Below are 18228 nucleotides of genomic sequence, written 5' to 3' on the forward strand. Positions count from 1 at the left end.
ACAGCGATCTTCGTCTCCGCAGTTGTTGGAAATGTCATGAGGGTCCACTGACATTTCCTATCTGTACAGAACATTGTACAGATCCAGTGACAAGGCCGATGATGCGCCTGCTCGACTTTTGGACTCGCGCCAGTGGCCCACGCGTAGACCGAACCGAAGACAGCCGGGCGGACGGGGGGCATTGTTCCGGTGCGCAGGCTTGCTCTCTTTCAACCGGAAACAATGAGCCTTATCGGGGACGCATGGCTTTCATTGTCTCCCGCTCGGACGATGCCGTGCTCGATGAAGCACGGCGCCTCGTCGGATCCGACCCTGCTGGCGCCATCGCTCTTCTCGAGCCTTTGCTGCAAAAACTTGCTGATCACCCGCCGGCGTCGCGGCTGCTTGCCCTCGCGCTGCGCAGTCAGGGCCAGGCCGAGCGTGCAGCGACTGTCGAACTGCAGGCGATCGAGGCGTCGTGGCGCCATCCCCGCCTCATGGCCGCGATCCGGGACCTGGCCGGCGGGCGGCTGCCCTCAGCGGAAGCGGCTGTCCGCGCTTTCCTGAGGCGCGATCCCGACGATGTCGCGGCACTGTGCACGCTGGCCGATATCGCAGGACGAAGCGGCATCTATGCCGAATCCGAAAAACTCTATCGCAAGGCGCTCGACAGCGCACCCGACTTTGCTGAAGCCAAGGTCAAGCTGGCGAAGATCCTGCTTCTGCAGAATCGCCCGGCCGATGCCCTGGCCCTGCTCGACACTGTGCTCCTGCGTGAGCCGCTGTTCGCGCCAGCCTATTTGATGCGGCTGGCGATCCTCGGCCAGACCGGCGCCTATCAGACCGCGCTCGACAGCTATACGGAGTTGCTTGCCCATCGTCCCGACGATGCCGCGCTGTGGCTGGGCCTTGCCAATTTGCTCAAGATCGTCGGCCAGCGCGACGCATGTATCGCTGCCTATCGCCGCTCGATCGCGCTCGACCCGCATCCGGGCGAAAGCTGGTGGGGGCTGGCCGATCTGAAGGTCGCGCCCTTTAACATGGCCGATATCGCCGCGATGAAAGCGATGCTGGGAAAGGTCGACACGCCGCCGATCCAGGCGGTCAACCTTCACTTCGCACTGGGCAAGGCACTGGGGGATGATGGGGACTATGCCGCGTCCTTCCACCATTATCAGGCGGGCAACCAACTGCGGCATCGTGCCCTGCCCCACGATCCGGACGAGATCACTCGGGAAGTGGAACGGTCAATCGCGCTGTTCAGCAGGGCTTTCTTCGAGGAGCGTACGGATTTCGGAGAGGTCGCGCCTGAACCAATCTTCATCGTCGGCATGCCGCGTGCCGGCTCGACGCTGATCGAGCAGATCCTCGCCAGCCACTCGCAGGTCGAGGGCACGGCCGAATTGCCGGGTATCCCGCTGGTTGTGCACTGGCTGCTCTCCGAGACGTGGCGCGACGGTGACGCCGTCTATCCCGAACTGCTCACCCGGCTGACAAAGGCCGCGTCCCTTTATCTCGGCCAGCACTATCTCGCCGGGGCGGAGGCGCATCGCAAGAGCGAGCGGCCCTGTTTCATCGACAAATTGCCCGACAACTGGGCGCATGTCGGCCTCATCCACCTGATCCTGCCCGGCGCGCGCATCATCGACATACGCCGCGATGCGACCGCCTGCTGCTTTGCCAGTTACAAGCAGCATTTCGCCCTCGGCCATGAGTTCAGCTATGATCTCAGCGACATGGCACGCTATTATCGCGATTATGTCGCGCTGATGGACCATATGGATTCGGCGCTGCCAGGCCGGATCATCCGCATTCAGTACGAGGATCTCGTCGCCGATCCCGAACGGGTCACGCGTGCGCTGCTCGATCGGCTCGGGCTGCCCTTCGAGGCTTCCTGCCTGCGCTTCCACGAGAACACCCGACCGGTGCGAACTCCGAGCGCGGAGCAGGTGCGCCGTCCGATCAACCGCGACACCATCGACCAGTGGCGCAACTACGAACCCTGGCTCGACGAACTCAAACAGACACTCGGCCCGCTCGCGCCCAAATGAAAAAGGGCCGCGGATCACTCCGCGGCCCCTCTCGTCTCGATCTCTCGATCAATCAGTAGCGGTAATGATCCGGCTTGAACGGCCCCTCGACCGGTACGCCGATATAGCCAGCCTGCTTCGGCATCAGCTTCGACAGATGCACACCGAGCTTTTCGAGGTGAAGGGCAGCAACCTTCTCGTCGAGATGCTTCGGCAGCACATAGACCTGGTTCTGGTAGTTCTCGCCCTTGGTCCAGAGCTCGATCTGCGCGAGCGTCTGGTTGGTGAAGCTTGCCGACATCACGAACGAGGGATGGCCCGTCGCGCAGCCGAGATTGACCAGGCGGCCCTTGGCGAGGACGATGATCTGCTTGCCGTCGGGGAACTTCACCAGATCGGTGCCCGGCTTCACTTCAGTCCACTCATAATTGCTGAGCGCGGCGATCTGGATCTCGCTGTCGAAATGGCCGATGTTGCACACGATCGACATCGGCTTCATCGCCTTCATGTGATCAGCGGTGATCACATCGGCATTGCCGGTCGCGGTCACGAATATCTCAGGGGCCGTTCCGGGCAAAGGCGCCACTGTTGCACTTCAAAATTGACACCGCCCTCGAAGAAAAGGGGTTATTGCACGTGTCACCGTAATACCACGTGTCACCGTAATACACGTAATAGCAGCCGCAACACGGTTCGCTCCTTGAATTCTGTCGTGAACACCCGGCTCGTTCGGGTCCGACACGTTACCTCCTTGGATACCGTGTCACTCAATTACCGTGTCTCACTCAAGGGGTGCAGTCCAGCACTGTCGCCGTAACCCAAAATTGCCGCCGCCGTAGCCCCGTAACCACTAAGATCATCAACACTCAAATATATAGCACTACTCCCCATCACGAAAAGATTTTGGGCAAATCCCCGTCAGAAAACGTTCTACCAATTCACGGTGGTCATAGGAAATCATGGGTTCAAGTGCCACATACTCCTCGCGCGTAACTTCCGCGTCGGGCGTTCCCGCTGATATCGCGGTACCATCGAAAGTTACTCTCCAGAACTTTGGATCGTCAATGCCACGATGGCCATAGGAACTCCCTTTTTCCAGATTTGCAACAAATGAGGTGCGGCCAAGTCTTATCCACTTAGCGGACCTTATACAAGATAAGGAAAATCTTACTCTAAATTTCAAAGGTGAACGAATAACTTCATCAAGTTTAGGAATGGCATTATATGTTCCATCTAAAATTCCAATATCACCACTCTTTCCGACTTGCCCGACGAAGAAGCGCCCATCGCCGACAGGGATAGCAAAAACTTGCCCCTCCAACTCTGCGATGATATTAAATATTGTTCTTACCAAGGCAAAATACCTTCTGGATAATTACTGTTGTTTGGCAATTTTCCGAACTCGGCGGTCGCAGCGGCCAGCATAGGAACTCTCAATGGATGATATATGCCAATTGCATTATTCGTATTGCCAGAAGTGCCATTCATGCTCTTAGGGTTATTGCACGTGTCACCGTAATAGCGATCTCAATGTGATCGAGCGCAACGAGCAGGAACAGGCGGCGAAGCGGTGAGAGCGGCTTGGAACCGAGCATGACGCTTATGATCCCTAAGCGGAGGATATCATTGTCGACCAGCGATCGGGGTCTGCGGTGATCTGGGGTGTTCGGGAGAAGGACGAGGCCTGATGCGCGCATCAATGCCTGTCTTGAGTTGGAGGCACGATCCAAACCAGCGAGCACTGTGTTTGATAAGTTAGCAGAGTAACCAGAAGAAGAATAAAGGGGTGGTTGCACGTTTCACTGTAACACAGAGCAATTAAATGCATTGTTGCTGGAATTCGTGTACTATTCAATTATGTAATGATGCAATCTTTGTCGCACCAAATCTAAATCGACCCTTTCTGTAAAGGACACAACGTCGTACGAGCACAATCTATTTATATGGACCGATTTATTTCTAGATAATATATCAAAATCCCGGTTCCCAGAAAATCTATCTAGATATTCTGCAGGAAGCAAATTCCACATGTAAAAGTTCCTGGGAAGTCTTTCCTTAATAGATCGAGCAAAATTATTTTTCCATTCGTTTTTAGGCAACTCAAGAGAGTTTTCTATATTCTTACTATTTGATAGAACTTTTAGATCAAGAGCATATATAGTAGCATCTACAGGATCCGAAAAACTCTCATAGTATCCGAAACCACCTATCCGGCTAGGCAACATCTGTAATACTGGATTCAATAATTCAGATATTTTATCAAAAGATTGATCGAACGACTCGCTATATATATATATACCTCGCATAGACTTATGCATTTTTATTATAAAAAATGATTTAGAAGAAATTAATCCATTATTTATGGTACGAGTTTTTTTATCTAATGCGGTAATAGTCCATGATTTTGCTATAGCTTCTATCACGTCGCTCGCTTGCGAAAGCTCAATCTTGCGTTCTGAATTGCTTCCTGCAACCGCCAGGCGGACATCGCAAGCACTCGGCACCATGCAGTGCGCGATATTGATCAACTCATCCACGCACTCACTAGTTGATTGGAGTAATTCCCAACCCTCGAAAGCAATTAGTCCGCCCATTACATGCCGCCACATTCTAGTTTTGCTGGGTTTAAGCTACAATATACATTTATAGCTTGCGATTCTTTATAGGAGCGGCCTATCGAAACAACAGCGCTGACAACGGAAAGGATATTAAGCAGCCTTCCCATTATACGCGACCCGCGGCCTGATTCAGCCGTTTCAGAATATATTAGAGCTTCCGCTGCCGAGACTTCTAGCGTTGTTGATAACACGGGAGTCTCCAACGCCATCCCTCCACCACGTGCTCCCACCAAGTCGGCATATTTCGTATCAAAGAAGGCGGCCGTTTGCCCCCTTGATGGAACCTCAATAGGCACTACGCGTCCGTCCTTCATAACAACCGTTACATCCGGGCGAAGATTACTTTTGATCTTACCACCGGTAGCCGTCGTGAGGGTTTGATTCAGGTGCACAGAAGCTACCCCTTTGCTCTCGGCAGCTGCCTTCGCGATCGCAGTTGAAACTCTAGCGTGTTCTGCACCAATAGCACCGCCCGTATTTTGCGCTTTGCCAGAAATTCCTGCGGCGGGTTGGCAAATTCTCGTACCCGTCGGAGCCTCACATTCTAATCCGCTCGGATCCCGTCCATTGACCGGATCATTGCCCACATAGGTATAAAGATCCATCTGATCTTTATATCCGATGGGATCAGTCTGCAGGAACCGCCCCAGCCGCGCGGAGTAGATCCGCGCTTTGTAATAATACATGCCGAGCTCTGGAAGCCAGGTTTGGCCCGTAAACTGAAACCGCCCGTTGTGGGCATAGTTGGTCGCGCCCGGCACGCCATACTCGTCATAAGTATATATTTCGAACGGCGCGCCCGAGGCGTCGGCGGTCGCGACGATTGAGCCCTGGTGGTCGGGATGATAGAAGCGCAGATCGTTAAGGCCGCTGCCCTCGATCCACATCACCGGCTCGTCCACGCTAGGACCATGAGCATAGCGGCGTAGTAGATTACCCGCGCCGTCATATTCCCCCATCAGCGCGTCGCCATCGTACAGGAATTGCGTCGTGCCGTAGCTGCCGCCCGAGGTCTGCCACAGCCGTCCGTTCGGATCATACACAAGGGCGGCGCTCAGCGTGCCGGCCGCCGATACCAGCCGGTTCTCGACATCGTAGGTGAAGCTCGTGGTACCGTTCGAGGCAAGATTGCCGTTCGAATCATACCCCAGCGAGCCGGCCCCGACGCTTGTGTACTGGTTCAGCCCGTTGGCTGCGTAGCTGTTGCTCGCGACCGTATAGCCAGCAAACGCATAGGCGTCGTTCGTCCGTGTCTGGCTGGTGATCTGGCTGGCTTGGTTATAGCCGAAGGTCGCTATCGTGTTCAGCGTGCCACTAGCGAACGTCTGCGTCTCGGTCTGCGGCCGCGAGACCGGATCATAGGTGTAGCTTGTCTGGCTCGCGCCACGCGTGGTCGATTGCCTGCGCCCCTGTGCGTCATAGGCGATCGACAGGAACTGCGACCCGCCAAAGATGGTCGCGGTCGTTACCCGGTCGAGCCCATCAAAGCCGTAAACGAACTGCGTCCCGTTTGGGTGTTTCAACGATACCTTATTGCCATCGGCATCATAGGTGTAGCTCGTCCGGCGGCTGGTGCCGACCATGTTGATCGTGCTCGCCGCCAGCCGGCCTAAGCCGTCATATTCGTTGAATATATTGTCAACGCCACTGGTGCTGTCGAACCGGGCATAGGTCTGAAGCCCGCGCAGGTCATAACTGTAATAGACATTGCGCACCGCGCCCGAGGGCGGCGTGGTACAGGCATTGCCGGACACGCATGCGCCACCGCTGACGAAGGTCTTCGAAATCGACCGGTTCAGCGCGTCATAGCTGTAGGCGATCGTCCGTCCGTCGCGCTTGACCAGGCTGTTGCGATTACCGTTCGCATCATAGCCATATCGCTCGACATCGGTCGTGCTCGCAGCGCCCGGCACAGTCGTCGAGGGGAACGCCCAGAGCACCAGCCGGTCGAACCCGTCATAGCCATAAGTCGCCTTGTTGCCATTCGCGTCAATGACAGAGGAAGGCTTGCCGTTCAGCGTATAGCTGTAGCTCTGGTAATCCTGCTGCAGCGGTGAGCCATAGGCCTTCTGGACCTTCAGCACCTGGTCGGCGGCGTCGTAGATGTTTCGCGTAATCCGGTCGGCGCCCTGGCTTCCCGGCGTGCCGAGCGTGCACGCGCTCGCGGGCAGCGAGCCATAGGCCGCCGGGTTCATCCGAACCGCCGTGCATTCCAGCCGGCCGGCCGCATCATAGCTGTACTGGGTCGCGCCGTAAGCCGCGCCGCCCGAAGACACGACTTCGAGCGTTTTGCGGTCGATCGCGTCGTAGTTGGTGTCGATCTGGGTGAACACTGTGAACCCAGTCCAGCTCGCCGGCGTGGTGCTTTCCGATAGCCAGGTTGACAGTTCCCCCTTCTCGACCCGGATCAGCCTGCCTGCCGCATCATAGCTGTTGCGTACCGCGGCATAATGGAGCGGCCCGGATCCATCCGGATCGGGCGCGATCGTGCCGGTGACGCGGTGCTCGGCATCGTAGCGCGTCGCCGAGGTGAAGTCCGATGGCGAGGTCTGCGCCTGCGCCGAAGCGACGAAGGCACAGGCCGCAAGCGCGGCTAACGCGGCGAGCGCCGCGCGGATCTGCCGGGCGCTCATGGGCACACCGTCAGGCCGGCGCGCGGGCTGGTCTGGCTGATCGCGTTGCCCTGCGCGTCATATCCGGTGCAGCTCCGCAGGCTGACCCCACCGGCGGTGACGACCTTGCCTCTGACCCATAGATTATTGGGCCCCGAATCCGGCCCGTAATCATAAGTCGTCGTCACCTCATCGCCCGAGCCGGCAACGCAGGCGCCGCCGCTGGTCGAGCTGGTGTTGCAGCTTTTTTCAGTCGACAGCAGCCAGATCGGCGTTGCCGCCTGGACATAGCCGCCGCTGCCGTTGCTGAGCCAGGCATAGCGCTGGATATAGGCATAGCGTTTGACACGTTGCACGCCGCTTGCGTCGGCCGGATCGGTCTCGGTCAGCACGCCGCCATGGCTGCTGTCATAGGTGTAGGTGGTGATGTTGGTCCGCGCATCGGTGGTGGTCAGCGGCTTGGTGCAGCTCTTGGGGTCGGTGTTGCAGTTGCCGAAGGTCGCCGAGGTTACGATGTCGGCCAGGCCGGAGCCGGGCTTGGCGATATGGCGCGCTTCGGTGACATTGCCCCAGCCGTCGTGCTTGAGCATGGTCTTGCCCCCTTCCGGGTCAGTGAAGGACTGAACCTGCGTCGTTACGCAGCGCGAATCCCACCATGCCGGGCCATGCGCCATCACATAGGGATCGCAGTAATCAGCGGTGTTGTGTCGGCCGAGCGGATCGATCACCTCGACCGGCCCCTGCGTCTGTTGAAATACCCGGTTGTCCACGTCGAACTCCGGCGGAACGCATCCAGATCCGAAGCATGGCGCCGAGGCATCGGTACCCGGGGTGGCCGGGAAGCCGTAGGTGACGTAGGTCGTACGACCGAGATTGTCGGAATAATGCCCGCCCGCTATCGCATACGCGACCGTTCCGAACAGACCTAAGGGGAGCGGCGGATTGTCATAGCCATAGCTGTAGCTGCGGCCGTCCGCGAAGACCTGGGACTGAACGATCTCCTCATTGGTGAGCTCTTCGTCCGGATTCAGGATGAAGCTGTTGGTGAGCCAAGGCGACGACTGGCCGGGCTTGATGAAGCCCATGGTGTAGGTCGAGCCGGACAGCGCATAGGTGAAGCTCGCCGTATCGAGAGTCGGGCTCGTGACGCTGGCGAGCGAGGGCCGGGAGAAGCTGGCATAAGTGTAGCTGGTGGTCGGCACGCCGGAGGGGCACAGCCCGCTCGGCGGCGCAGCCGCGAGCGTGAGGTTGAGGACACAGGCCTTGGTGACGAGGCTGCCGCTGCCCTCGAGCAGCAGGGCATAGCCGCGCGAGCTGGTCACCTTGCGCAGGCGCGCGAGATTGCCGCTCGACCCGCCGGTGCTGGCATAGTCGAAGCTGAGCACCGTCCCGTCGGGCTGCACGATCTGCGAGACGAAGGCACAGCGCCGTACCGCCCCGCCCCAGGTCTGGTTGGCGCAATCATAGCCGCCCATGGCGCGGAAGGTGACCAGTGTGCCGTCACCGCTCCGCAGCGTATAAACGACGATGGCGCTATCCCTGGTGCCGCTCGCATAAGTGAGCACCGCCGTCGGGCCGCCCGACTTATATTCATAGTTGGCCACGGTGTTGAGCGCCTCGAACGTCATCGCACGGCCGCCGACATGCGCGACCATGCGAAAATCATTGCCGACCGTCAGGTGATGAGTGATGTCGACCCTCATCTCGACGAGCATGATGTCCCAGTTATCGGAGAAATTGCCGAAGGGGTTGGCATGGTTCGCGGCGTAATCGGGCATGGTGCGCGTGAGTGACAGCCCGCCCTCGCCGCCGATGCTCAGATCGGTATCGGAATAGCCGTAGCGCCCGCTACGCATATCGACGCCTCCGGGCGTGATGACGAAATGATCGGCCGGCACGCTGATCTGCGCCGGGTCGGCACAGGCCGGCGCGGCAAGCGCCAGGCCGATGATCGCCAGCAAGGCCCTGACCAGGGTGCGAATGTCATAGGAGAGGATCATGCAATTTCCCGAAATCGGCATTCAAGGACCCGGCCGGCGCTCGACACAGGGGCACGGCAACGCGACGTCATTATGCCCGCTCAGGGCGATGGCGTGGGTGTCGGGGTTGGTGTGGGGCAAGCAGCGGGCGTCGATGTCGCGATATCCTGCCGCATCCGATTGCCAGCGCGATCGAAACAGCTGTTCATGGAGATGCCGCTGCTCGGTCCGCCGGTCCGGGTAGCCGTGACGAGACGGCCGAGCGTATCATAGCTGTAGGTGGTGGTCTCAGATGCGATCGACGCTGCGCCGAACAGCATCGCCGTCGCCAGCACCGCTAGTGAAAAAGTCGCGCGCGCGCGCATCCGCAATCCCCCCGGGGTAGCTGAAAACGACTGATCACATTGCCGAATCCGCCCCACGCAGGAGTGGCCGGGGTGCGCTTCACCGTCAATCGGGGCGGGCGGATTTTACAACCATTTCGGATGTTGATGGCGGCGGGCCTAACACCGGCCGATAGTGAGCGGATCGAGGCCGACGTACCACCATCGGCGGCGAAAAAAGGGCCGCGGATTGCTCCGCGGCCCTTCTCGTTCCCGATCTCTCGATCAATCAATAGCGGTAGTGATCCGGCTTGAACGGCCCCTCGACCGGCACGCCGATATAGCCCGCCTGCTTCGGCGTCAGCTTCGACAGATGGACGCCGAGCTTTTCGAGGTGAAGCGCAGCAACCTTCTCGTCGAGGTGCTTCGGCAGCACATAGACCTGGTTCTGGTAGTTTTCGCCCTTGGTCCAGAGCTCGATCTGCGCGAGCGTCTGGTTGGTGAAGCTTGCCGACATCACGAACGAGGGGTGGCCCGTCGCGCAGCCGAGATTGACCAGACGGCCCTTGGCGAGGACGATGATCTGCTTGCCGTCCGGGAACTTCACCAGGTCGGTGCCGGGCTTCACTTCAGTCCACTCGTAATTGCTGAGCGCGGCGATCTGGATCTCGCTGTCGAAATGGCCGATGTTGCACACGATCGACATCGGCTTCATCGCCTTCATGTGATCGGCGGTGATGACGTCTGCGTTGCCGGTCGCGGTCACGAAGATGTCGGAGCGGGTCACCGCTTCCTCCATCGTCACGACTTCGAAGCCCTCCATCGCCGCCTGCAGCGCGCAGATTGGGTCGACTTCAGTGACCAGAACGCGGGCACCGCCGTTGCGGAGCGACTGGGCCGAACCCTTGCCGACATCGCCGAAGCCGGCGACGGTCGCGACCTTGCCGGCGAGCATCACGTCGGTTGCGCGACGGATTGCGTCGACCAGCGATTCCTTGCAGCCATAGAGATTGTCGAACTTCGACTTGGTCACGCTGTCGTTGACGTTGATCGCCGGGAAGGGCAGCTCGCCCTTCTTCGCGATCTCGTACAGGCGGTGAACGCCGGTGGTGGTCTCTTCCGAAACGCCCTTCAGGTTCTTGACGGTCTCGGTGAGGTAACCGGGATATTTCGCGACGAACGCCTTCAGCGCGCGCTGGAACTCGACTTCCTCGTCATTCTCGGGCTCGCCCAGCGTGTGGCCGGCCTCGAGCTTGGCGCCCCAGAGCGCGAACATGGTGGCGTCGCCGCCATCGTCGAGGATGATGTTCGCGGTCGTGCCGTCGGTGTCGGCACCCCAGTTGAAGATGTCGCCGACATAGTCCCAATAATCGGCCAGGCTCTCGCCCTTCACGGCGAACACCGGCACGCCGGTCGCTGCGATCGCGGCGGCGGCATGGTCCTGCGTCGAGAAGATGTTGCAGGTCGCCCAGCGGACATCGGCGCCGAGCGCGGTCAGCGTTTCGATCAGCACCGCGGTCTGGATCGTCATGTGGAGCGAGCCGGTGATGCGCGCGCCCTTCAGCGGCTGCGACGCGCCGAATTCCTCGCGGAGCGACATGAGGCCGGGCATCTCGGTCTCGGCGATGTTGATCTCCTTGCGGCCGAAATCGGCGAGGCCGATATCTGCGACAACATAGTCTTGGCGTTCGGCGGCAAGTGCAGTGGCCACGTGGGAATCTCCGGATATTACGAAATGGATGGCGGCCACATAGGGCCGGATCGCGGCCAAATCAAATATAAAGATATCTTTATGTGTTTCTGCGGAGCCGCAGCCGGGAGACGGGTGGTGCCGCTCCATACAGTCTACCGAAATTATCCAACAGGGTCCCGGCCGGCCGCTCAGGCAGTGCCCGTGCTGCTCGCCAGCAGCCGCGGGTCGATTCCCGCCTGGCCGAACCCCCGCTCCCACCGCGCACTCGCGTCAGTATCATAGAGCAGCGTCATGTCGCCCGGCAGGTTGAACCAGCCATGCCGGGTAAGCTCCTCGTCGAGCTGCCCTTCGCCCCAGCCGGCATAGCCCAGCGCCACCAGCCAGCGGCTCGGTCCCTTGCCCTCCGCAATCGCCTTCAGCACGTCGATCGTGCCGGACAGCGACCAGCGCCCGGCGACGTCGATCGTATCCTGCCCGCCCCAGTCGTTCGAATGGATCACGAAACCGCGCCGTGGCTCGACCGGCCCGCCGAAATGGACCGGAGCGTTGGGCGCGACGCCGGGCTCGATCGAGAATTGCTTCAGCAGATCGTGCAGGCCGAGCCCGGTGATGGTCGCGCCCAGGCCAATGCCGATCGCGCCATTGGCATCATGCGCGCAGATCGCGATCACCGCATGCTCGAAGCGGGGATCGCCGATCCCGGGCATGGCGAGCAGGAACTGGCCGGTCAGATAGGGTGCACATTCCATCACCCGGCCCTCTTAGCGCCACCGCGCCGCGCTCGCACGCTTGAAATCCGCGCGCGCTTGCACGACGTAGACCCAGCCGCGGACTCGCGGCAAACCAGACACGTCGCGGTTTCGCGACTCCGACACCATAATCACCGCGCGCACGCGGCCACCAGGAGATATCACCCATGACCATCAGCGTCGGCGATCGGCTGCCAAGCACCACTCTCGTAAAGGCGACCCCGAACGGCCCCGAACAGGTCAGCTCGGACGAGTATTTCAAGGGCCGCAAGGTCGCGCTGTTCTCAGTGCCCGGCGCCTTCACCCCGACCTGTTCGGCCAAGCATCTCCCGGGCTATCTCGAAAAGGCGGAAGATCTGAAGGCCAAGGGCGTCGATGAGATTGCCTGCACCTCGGTCAATGACGCCTTTGTCATGGATGCCTGGAGCAAGAGCGCCAACGCCGGCGATGCGGTGACGATGCTCGCAGACGGCAACGGGACATTCGCCGAGGCGGTTGGCCTCACCATGGACGGCTCCAAATTCGGCCTCGGCAAGCGTGGCCAGCGCTATTCGATGGTCGTCAATGACGGCGTCGTCGAGCAGCTCAACGTCGAAGCGCCCGGCGAATTCAATGTCAGCTCAGCCGAGCACATGCTAAACGAGCTCTAGGATGCGAACCCGGCAGGGCAGCGGTGCGAAACGAGCCGCCGCCCTGCCGGAACTGCGGGCATGACCCCCGCGTTTTGGGCACGAATGAGCGAGGAGACACTTCATGACTGACGAAACCAAATCAGCTGCAGCAGCAACCCCGGCCGCCAAGGCGGAGGAGAAGTCCTTCTTCGAACGCGCGCAGGAAGCAATCGGATCGGCAGTCGAATCGACGGTTGAAGCGGTGAAGGAGCATCCCGCCACCGCAGCGGCGATTGCCGCCGGCGCGACCGCAGCCGTTGCCGGTGCCGCCTTCGGCATCAGCAAACTGCTCTCGGACGACGACAAGGGCGACAAGAAAGGCTGATCCTCAGAACCGGGGCGCTTCGTCAGGAGCGCCTCGATCTGGCTCCGGTCTTGCGGGCCCCTACGCTCTCTGCCGGCGCCCATCGTCTTGCCAGCGTCATCTTGCTGCTTTAGCGAAATGAGATGACGACTGCCTCCGATATCGTTGCCGAACTCGACCGTCTCTACCGTGCATCGGTCGAGCGGTTGCAGAGCGCGCTTACCGCCTATCTCGCTGACGGCTCAGTGCCCGAGCGCAACTCACGCCACGACGGCAGCTTCGCCTATCCCGAGATCAGACTGCGCTACAAAGGCGGCGGCGACCGCCCTGCCCCGCTCCGCTCGTTCGGCCGGCTCGTCACCCCGGGCGAATATCGGATCAGCGTCACCAAGCCTTCGATCTTCGCCGATTACCTGACCGAGCAGCTCACCCTGCTGATCGAAGACTATGACGTCTTTGTCGAGGCAGTGCCGGGCCGGCAGGAAATCCCCTTTCCCTATGTGCTCGATGCCGGCCACGCGCTCAGCCTCGACGAGGTTTCGGCGCTCGAACTGGCGCGTCACTTTCCGGCAACCGAGCTCGCCTATATCGGCGACGAGATCGCCGACGGCGCCTATGTCGATGCCGAGGGCACGCGCCCGCTTGCCCTGTTCGACGGGCTGCGCACCGATTTCTCGCTCGCCCGCCTGCGCCACTACACCGGCACGCCGCCCGAGCATGTCCAGCGCTATGTGCTGTTCACCAATTACCACCGCTATGTCGACGAGTTCGTCCGCTGGGCCGTTGCTCAGCTCGGTGAGGGCAGCCGCTTCACCGGTGTCTCGGGCGCGGGCGGCACGATGATGCGCGCAGGCGACGATGTCGAGGCGATGCTGGCCGACAGCAGCGCCTGGCGGCGGCACCAGATGCCCGCTTATCATCTGATGGCGGACGACCGCACCGGCATCACGCTGGTCAATATCGGCGTCGGGCCTTCGAACGCGAAGACGATCACCGATCACCTCGCCGTGGTGCGGCCCGAAGCCTGGATGATGATCGGCCATTGCGGCGGGCTGCGGCCCAGCCAGCGGATCGGCGACTATGTCCTCGCCCACGCCTATCTGCGCGACGATCATGTCCTGGACGATGTGTTGCCGCCCGAGATCCCCGTTCCGGCGATTGCCGAGGTCCAGCAGGCGCTTGCCCGTGCCGCAGAGACGATTTCCGGCCAGTCAGGCGAGGAGCTCAAGCGGCGGCTGCGCACCGGCACGATCGTGACCACAGACGACCGCAACTGGGAGCTGCGCTATGCGCGCTCGGCGCTGCGCTTCTCACTCAGCCGCGCAGTCGGCATCGACATGGAGTCGGCGACGATCGCCGCGCAGGGCTATCGCTTCCGCGTGCCGTACGGGACGCTGCTCTGCGTCTCGGACAAGCCGCTGCACGGCGAGCTCAAGCTGCCGGGCCAGGCCAACCGCTTCTATGAGCGCGCGATCAGCGAGCATATGCGGATCGGCATCGAAGCGTGCGAAGAGCTCCGCCGCGAGGGCGCCAAGCTCCACAGCCGCAAATTGCGCGCCTTCAACGAGCCGCCTTTCCGGTAAAGGGGAAACCCTGCGCTTCTCGTGCGTTACGGCTGTTCCATATTCAGGAGCATTCAAATGGCTACCGCAACGAGGAAGCAAAGCGACAGCAAGCCGACGAACCGCAGGTCAACACAGAAGCGCGCGAAGGACGGCACCTTCGCGAGAAAGTCGAACGGCCATTGGGGCACTGCCGCGATTGTCGGCGGTGTCGCAGCAGTGGGGGCAGCGGCAACCGCCGCACTGTTCGCGATCCGCGGCAACAGCCCGATCGATTTCGACCGGCTCTTCCATGGCGACGAGGAAGCGCATCAGGCTGACGGGACGGATTCTTCGGCGTCCTTCAATGCCCGGATCGCCGATGAGGGCACGATTCCGGCCTGACTCCTTCTGGCCCGGGCTACCAGTGCGCTCGGCCTTCTTCCCCTCTCCTTTTCAGGAGAGGGGCAAGCTGCGCAGCAGCGCGGGGTGAGGTTGAATGCGGGACGCTCATGATAAGTCACCCTCACCCTTCCCATCGCTAAAGCGATGGGCCCCTTCCCTCTCCCGCTGGGAGAGGGAAACCTCACCAGCCGCTGGGCTTGCCCTTGTTCTGGTCGTCGAGCCACGCCTTCAACGGCGCGAAATATTCCACCATGGCCTCGCCGGACATTTCGCGGCTGCCGGTGAACGCCTCGAGCGCATCGGGCCATGGCTTTGACTGACCCATTGTCAGCATCGCATCGAGCTTCGCGCCCACTTCCTTGTTGCCGTAGAAGGAGCAGCGATGCAGCGGGCCGGTCCAGCCTGCCTGTTTGCATGCCGCCTGATAGAACTGGAACTGAAGCAGCCGGGCGAGGAAGTAGCGCGTATAGGGCACTTCGGCCGGCACGTGATATTTGGCACCCGGATCGAACTTCGTCTCGTCGCGTGCGACCGGGGGGGCGACGCCCTGATATTGCAGGCGCAGCGCGTTCCACGCCGCCTCATAGCCATTCGGCTTGATCGAGCCCGAAAACACGCCCCAGCGCCATTTGTCGATCAGCAGCCCGAACGGCAGGAACGCGACCTTGTCCATCGCCTGCTTCAGCAACAGGCCGATATCCTTGTCGGCGCTCGGCACCTTGGCCTTATCCAGCAATCCGATCTGGACGAGATAATCGGGCGTGATCGAGAGCGCGACGAAATCGCCGATCGCCTCGTGGAAGCCGTCATTCGCGCCGTTGAGATAGAGGAAGGGCTGCTTGTTGTAGGCCCGCTGGTAATAATTATGCCCCAGCTCGTGGTGGATCGTGACGAAATCGTCGCCATTCACCTTGGTGCACATCTTGATGCGGAGATCGTCCTTGTTGTCGACGTCCCACGCCGAAGCGTGGCAGATCACTTCGCGGTCGGCCGGCTTGGTGATCTGCGAGCGCGTCCAGAATGTGTCGGGCAGCGCCGCGAAGCCGAGCGAGGAATAGAAGCCCTCGCCGGTCTTCACCATCTTGAGCGGATCATAGCCCTTTTCCTTGAGCAGATCGCCAGTATCGAAACCGAGATCCCCCGCGCCCGGAGGCGCGACGAGATCATAGATATTGCCCCATTCCTGCGCCCACATATTGCCGAGCAGGTCGGCGCGGATCGGGCCGGTCTTCGACTGGATGGCGTCGCCATATTTCTCGTTGAGCTTCCAGCGGACATAGGTGTGGAGCGACTGGTAGAGCGGCTCGACCTGCTTCCACAGCGTATCGGTCATCTTCGCGAACTCGGCGGGACTCATGTCATAGCCCGATCGCCACAAGGCGCCGACATCCTGATAGCCGAGCGTGACAGCACCCTCATTGGCGATGGCGACCGAGCGCTGATAGTCGCCGCGCATCTGCGCGCCGACATTGTCGTGCCAGCTGGTCCACATCTCCTGGAGCTTGGCGGGATCGCGGACGGTGCCCATCGCCGCCTCGATGTCGCTGCCGTTGATCGGCTTGCCGTCGAGCGTGCCTTTGCCGGCGCCATATTCGGACGACATCCGCGTCACGATCGTCGCCAGCTGGGCAGCCGCACCGGCACGGGTCGGCGCGGGGAGCGTCAGGCCGTTGCGCAACAGCGCGAGCTTGCGCGCGGTGTCCGGGGAAAGCCCGGCGATCGGTGCGTATTTCGCCGCGTCGAGTGCGTATTTGACCTGGAGCTCGGTCTGTTGCGCCCCGATCCGAGCGGCGATCGCATCGGTATCGTCAGTGATATAGGTCGCGTTGATCCATGCGGCCTGGTTGGCGACCACCGAAAAGTCAGCCAGCTCCTTTTCGGCGCGGGCGACAAAGGCGTCGGCGTCAGCGGGTGTAAGCGCGGCCGCTTTAACAGCCTCCGGCTTGTCCTTTGCAAAGGCGGGCATGGTGACGAGCGACAGGGCGAGGGCGAGCGTGGAGATACCAGCGCGGATCATGTGAATTCCTCGGATTCGGTAAGATGATGCCGCAGGGTGTGCCTCCCACGCGGCGCGGTCAAGCGGCGAGGAAGTCCGCTATCTCGCGGCCAAGCTCGGGCTTGGTGACCGCGCTCATATGGCCGCCCGGCACGGTTCGTGACATCGCATCGGGCAGGGCGCCGGCAAGCTCTTCGGCCGAGCCATTGTCCTGATCCTCAATCCCGGACAGGACAAGCACGCGCTGCCTGATCGTCCCCACTTCGGCCAATGTCATATTGGTGAAGCTGTCGATCAGTCTAAGCAGCGCGACCGGATCGCCCTTGGTAGTCTTCAGGAAAGCCTCGGCAAGCCATTCGGGGCTGCCGCGCTCATGCTGGCCGAGGTTGGTAAGGATGTGGCGAAAATGGCCGGCCCGCGCAGTTGCGCCGACCAGGCCGGCCAAGCCCATGCCGGACAGGATCGCCCGGCGTGGATTTGCGTCCTTGATCAGCATCCGCGCCGTCGTCCGCGCGCCGAGCGAATAGCCGCCCAGATCATAATCCGTCAGGCCGAGATGCGCGACCAGCGCCATCCCGTCACGCGACAGCACATCCGGCGGATAGCTGGCGGCATCATGCGGCTTCGCACTTTCGCCGTGCGCGCGCAGATCGGGCATGATCACCCGGAAGCCGCGTCCGGCGATGGCGGCGGCGTGGCCGTAGCGGATCCAGTTGGTGAAGGCATCCGAGAAGAAGCCGTGGAGCAGCACGACCGGCCGCCCCTCGCCCATCTCGCGCCATGCCAGGCGCGCGCCGTCGAAGCTTTCGAAGAAGCGGGTCTCGGGCTTCATATCAGTCGGGGAGCTTGCCAACGGTCTTCATCCAGCGATCGACAACGGATTTGTTCTGATCGGTGCGATAGGTGGGCAAGTCACGGGTGTCGAGCCATGCCTCATGCCAGCTCTCCACGGCGTAGTGATGGACCGGACGGAAACCATAGGGATCGTCGAAACTGCCGACTGTCAGGTCCATATTCTTGCTGTCGGGGAATTCGAAGGTGAGCGGCGTGCCGCAGGCCGAGCAGAAGCCCCGGCTCGCGATCGGTGAGGATTGATAGCGATCGGGCTCGCGCGTCCAGCGAACATCGGCTTTTTTCACATTCTTGAAGGCAATGGAGACGCCGCCGGTCGCGCGCTGGCACATCCGGCAATGGCAGAGATAGGCATCATCGTCAGTGACGGTGACGGTGTAGCGCACCCGTCCGCACTGGCAGCCGCCCTCCACGTCTCTGGCCGGGGCAGTTCCGGTACCCTGTTCTTCCACTGTCGCTCTCCTTCCTGCTGCAGC

At 61.0% G+C, this 18228-nt stretch carries 15 protein-coding genes and 1 pseudogene; 5 read left to right on the forward strand and 11 right to left on the reverse strand.

Going from position 1 to position 18228, the window contains the following annotated elements:
• Positions 1 to 242 precede the first annotated feature (242 nt).
• On the forward strand, positions 243 to 2030 hold the full coding sequence (locus AC1DVS_RS19295) for a tetratricopeptide repeat-containing sulfotransferase family protein (RefSeq protein WP_478025544.1): 1788 nt from the start codon (positions 243 to 245) through the stop codon (positions 2028 to 2030).
• A gap of 52 nt (positions 2031 to 2082) precedes the next feature.
• On the opposite strand, the pseudogene AC1DVS_RS19300 reads toward AC1DVS_RS19295, so the two are convergent.
• The 8 genes and pseudogenes from AC1DVS_RS19300 to AC1DVS_RS19335 all read right to left on the reverse strand — a co-directional run.
• A pseudogene (locus tag AC1DVS_RS19300) lies at positions 2083 to 2568 on the reverse strand (adenosylhomocysteinase); the annotation flags it as partial.
• A gap of 321 nt (positions 2569 to 2889) precedes the next feature.
• Positions 2890 to 3363, reverse strand: coding sequence for a hypothetical protein (locus tag AC1DVS_RS19305; RefSeq protein WP_478025545.1), 474 nt, complete (start codon positions 3361 to 3363; stop codon positions 2890 to 2892).
• Between the two features lie 493 nt (positions 3364 to 3856).
• The gene (locus tag AC1DVS_RS19310) at positions 3857 to 4603 is read right to left on the reverse strand and encodes a hypothetical protein (protein WP_478025546.1); all 747 of its coding nucleotides are present in this window, start codon (positions 4601 to 4603) and stop codon (positions 3857 to 3859) included.
• Positions 4603 to 7260 carry an RHS repeat domain-containing protein gene (locus AC1DVS_RS19315; protein ID WP_478025547.1) on the reverse strand — a complete coding sequence of 886 codons (2658 nt, stop codon included), beginning with the start codon at positions 7258 to 7260 and terminating at the stop codon, positions 4603 to 4605. The genes AC1DVS_RS19310 and AC1DVS_RS19315 overlap by 1 nt, the downstream gene beginning before the upstream one ends.
• Positions 7257 to 9239, reverse strand: a complete 1983-nt coding sequence (locus AC1DVS_RS19320; RefSeq protein WP_478025548.1) for a hypothetical protein — start codon at positions 9237 to 9239, stop codon at positions 7257 to 7259. Before AC1DVS_RS19320 ends, AC1DVS_RS19315 begins: the two co-directional genes overlap by 4 nt.
• 80 nt (positions 9240 to 9319) lie before the next feature.
• Entirely contained in the window at positions 9320 to 9583 is a 264-nt protein-coding gene (locus AC1DVS_RS19325; protein WP_478025549.1) for a hypothetical protein, read from the reverse strand.
• 247 nt (positions 9584 to 9830) lie between these two features.
• The gene (ahcY, locus tag AC1DVS_RS19330) at positions 9831 to 11252 is read right to left on the reverse strand and encodes an adenosylhomocysteinase (RefSeq protein ID WP_478025550.1); all 1422 of its coding nucleotides are present in this window, start codon (positions 11250 to 11252) and stop codon (positions 9831 to 9833) included.
• A gap of 170 nt (positions 11253 to 11422) precedes the next feature.
• On the reverse strand, positions 11423 to 11983 hold the full coding sequence (locus AC1DVS_RS19335) for a YqgE/AlgH family protein (protein WP_478025551.1): 561 nt from the start codon (positions 11981 to 11983) through the stop codon (positions 11423 to 11425).
• 167 nt (positions 11984 to 12150) lie between these two features.
• Here AC1DVS_RS19335 and AC1DVS_RS19340 point away from each other — a divergent pair, with 167 nt between their 5' ends.
• From AC1DVS_RS19340 to AC1DVS_RS19355, 4 genes are all read left to right on the forward strand, one after another.
• The gene (locus AC1DVS_RS19340) at positions 12151 to 12633 is read left to right on the forward strand and encodes a redoxin family protein (protein WP_478025552.1); all 483 of its coding nucleotides are present in this window, start codon (positions 12151 to 12153) and stop codon (positions 12631 to 12633) included.
• Positions 12634 to 12736: 103 nt separating this feature from the next.
• On the forward strand, positions 12737 to 12979 hold the full coding sequence (locus AC1DVS_RS19345; protein WP_478025553.1) for a hypothetical protein: 243 nt from the start codon (positions 12737 to 12739) through the stop codon (positions 12977 to 12979).
• A 122-nt stretch (positions 12980 to 13101) separates the two neighbouring features.
• Positions 13102 to 14541, forward strand: coding sequence for an AMP nucleosidase (locus AC1DVS_RS19350; RefSeq protein ID WP_478025554.1), 1440 nt, complete (start codon positions 13102 to 13104; stop codon positions 14539 to 14541).
• 57 nt (positions 14542 to 14598) lie between these two features.
• Complete coding sequence (locus AC1DVS_RS19355; protein ID WP_478025555.1) at positions 14599 to 14904, forward strand: hypothetical protein; 306 nt, start codon at positions 14599 to 14601, stop codon at positions 14902 to 14904.
• A 181-nt stretch (positions 14905 to 15085) separates the two neighbouring features.
• Here the strand turns inward: AC1DVS_RS19355 and AC1DVS_RS19360 are convergent, their stop codons facing one another.
• Genes AC1DVS_RS19360 through AC1DVS_RS19370 form a run of 3 tightly spaced genes read right to left on the reverse strand, consistent with a single transcriptional unit; the run spans position 15086 to position 18204 of the window.
• Positions 15086 to 16921, reverse strand: a complete 1836-nt coding sequence (locus AC1DVS_RS19360) for a M2 family metallopeptidase (protein ID WP_478025556.1) — start codon at positions 16919 to 16921, stop codon at positions 15086 to 15088.
• A gap of 58 nt (positions 16922 to 16979) precedes the next feature.
• Positions 16980 to 17732 (reverse strand): alpha/beta fold hydrolase, encoded by a 753-nt coding sequence (locus tag AC1DVS_RS19365; protein WP_478025557.1) that lies wholly within the window; start codon positions 17730 to 17732, stop codon positions 16980 to 16982.
• A 1-nt stretch (position 17733) separates the two neighbouring features.
• A complete protein-coding gene (locus AC1DVS_RS19370) occupies positions 17734 to 18204 on the reverse strand; it encodes a GFA family protein (RefSeq protein WP_478025558.1) in 471 nt (156 codons plus the stop codon).
• Positions 18205 to 18228 lie beyond the last annotated feature (24 nt).

It is taken from the genome of Sphingomonas sp. P3_C5, from assembly GCF_056402635.1.

Bases quoted from the DNA above. Each gene is read 5' to 3' on its own strand.
- AC1DVS_RS19315 (WP_478025547.1), bottom strand. From the start codon at position 7,260: ATGAGCGCCCGGCAGATCCGCGCGGCGCTCGCCGCGTTAGCCGCGCTT.
- AC1DVS_RS19365 (WP_478025557.1), bottom strand. From the start codon at position 17,732: ATGAAGCCCGAGACCCGCTTCTTCGAAAGCTTCGACGGCGCGCGCCTG.
- AC1DVS_RS19355 (WP_478025555.1), top strand. From the start codon at position 14,599: ATGGCTACCGCAACGAGGAAGCAAAGCGACAGCAAGCCGACGAACCGC.
- AC1DVS_RS19350 (WP_478025554.1), top strand. From the start codon at position 13,102: ATGACGACTGCCTCCGATATCGTTGCCGAACTCGACCGTCTCTACCGT.
- AC1DVS_RS19340 (WP_478025552.1), top strand. From the start codon at position 12,151: ATGACCATCAGCGTCGGCGATCGGCTGCCAAGCACCACTCTCGTAAAG.
- AC1DVS_RS19360 (WP_478025556.1), bottom strand. From the start codon at position 16,921: ATGATCCGCGCTGGTATCTCCACGCTCGCCCTCGCCCTGTCGCTCGTC.
- AC1DVS_RS19325 (WP_478025549.1), bottom strand. From the start codon at position 9,583: ATGCGCGCGCGCGCGACTTTTTCACTAGCGGTGCTGGCGACGGCGATG.
- AC1DVS_RS19335 (WP_478025551.1), bottom strand. From the start codon at position 11,983: ATGGAATGTGCACCCTATCTGACCGGCCAGTTCCTGCTCGCCATGCCC.
- AC1DVS_RS19320 (WP_478025548.1), bottom strand. From the start codon at position 9,239: ATGATCCTCTCCTATGACATTCGCACCCTGGTCAGGGCCTTGCTGGCG.
- AC1DVS_RS19295 (WP_478025544.1), top strand. From the start codon at position 243: ATGGCTTTCATTGTCTCCCGCTCGGACGATGCCGTGCTCGATGAAGCA.
- AC1DVS_RS19310 (WP_478025546.1), bottom strand. From the start codon at position 4,603: ATGGGCGGACTAATTGCTTTCGAGGGTTGGGAATTACTCCAATCAACT.
- AC1DVS_RS19345 (WP_478025553.1), top strand. From the start codon at position 12,737: ATGACTGACGAAACCAAATCAGCTGCAGCAGCAACCCCGGCCGCCAAG.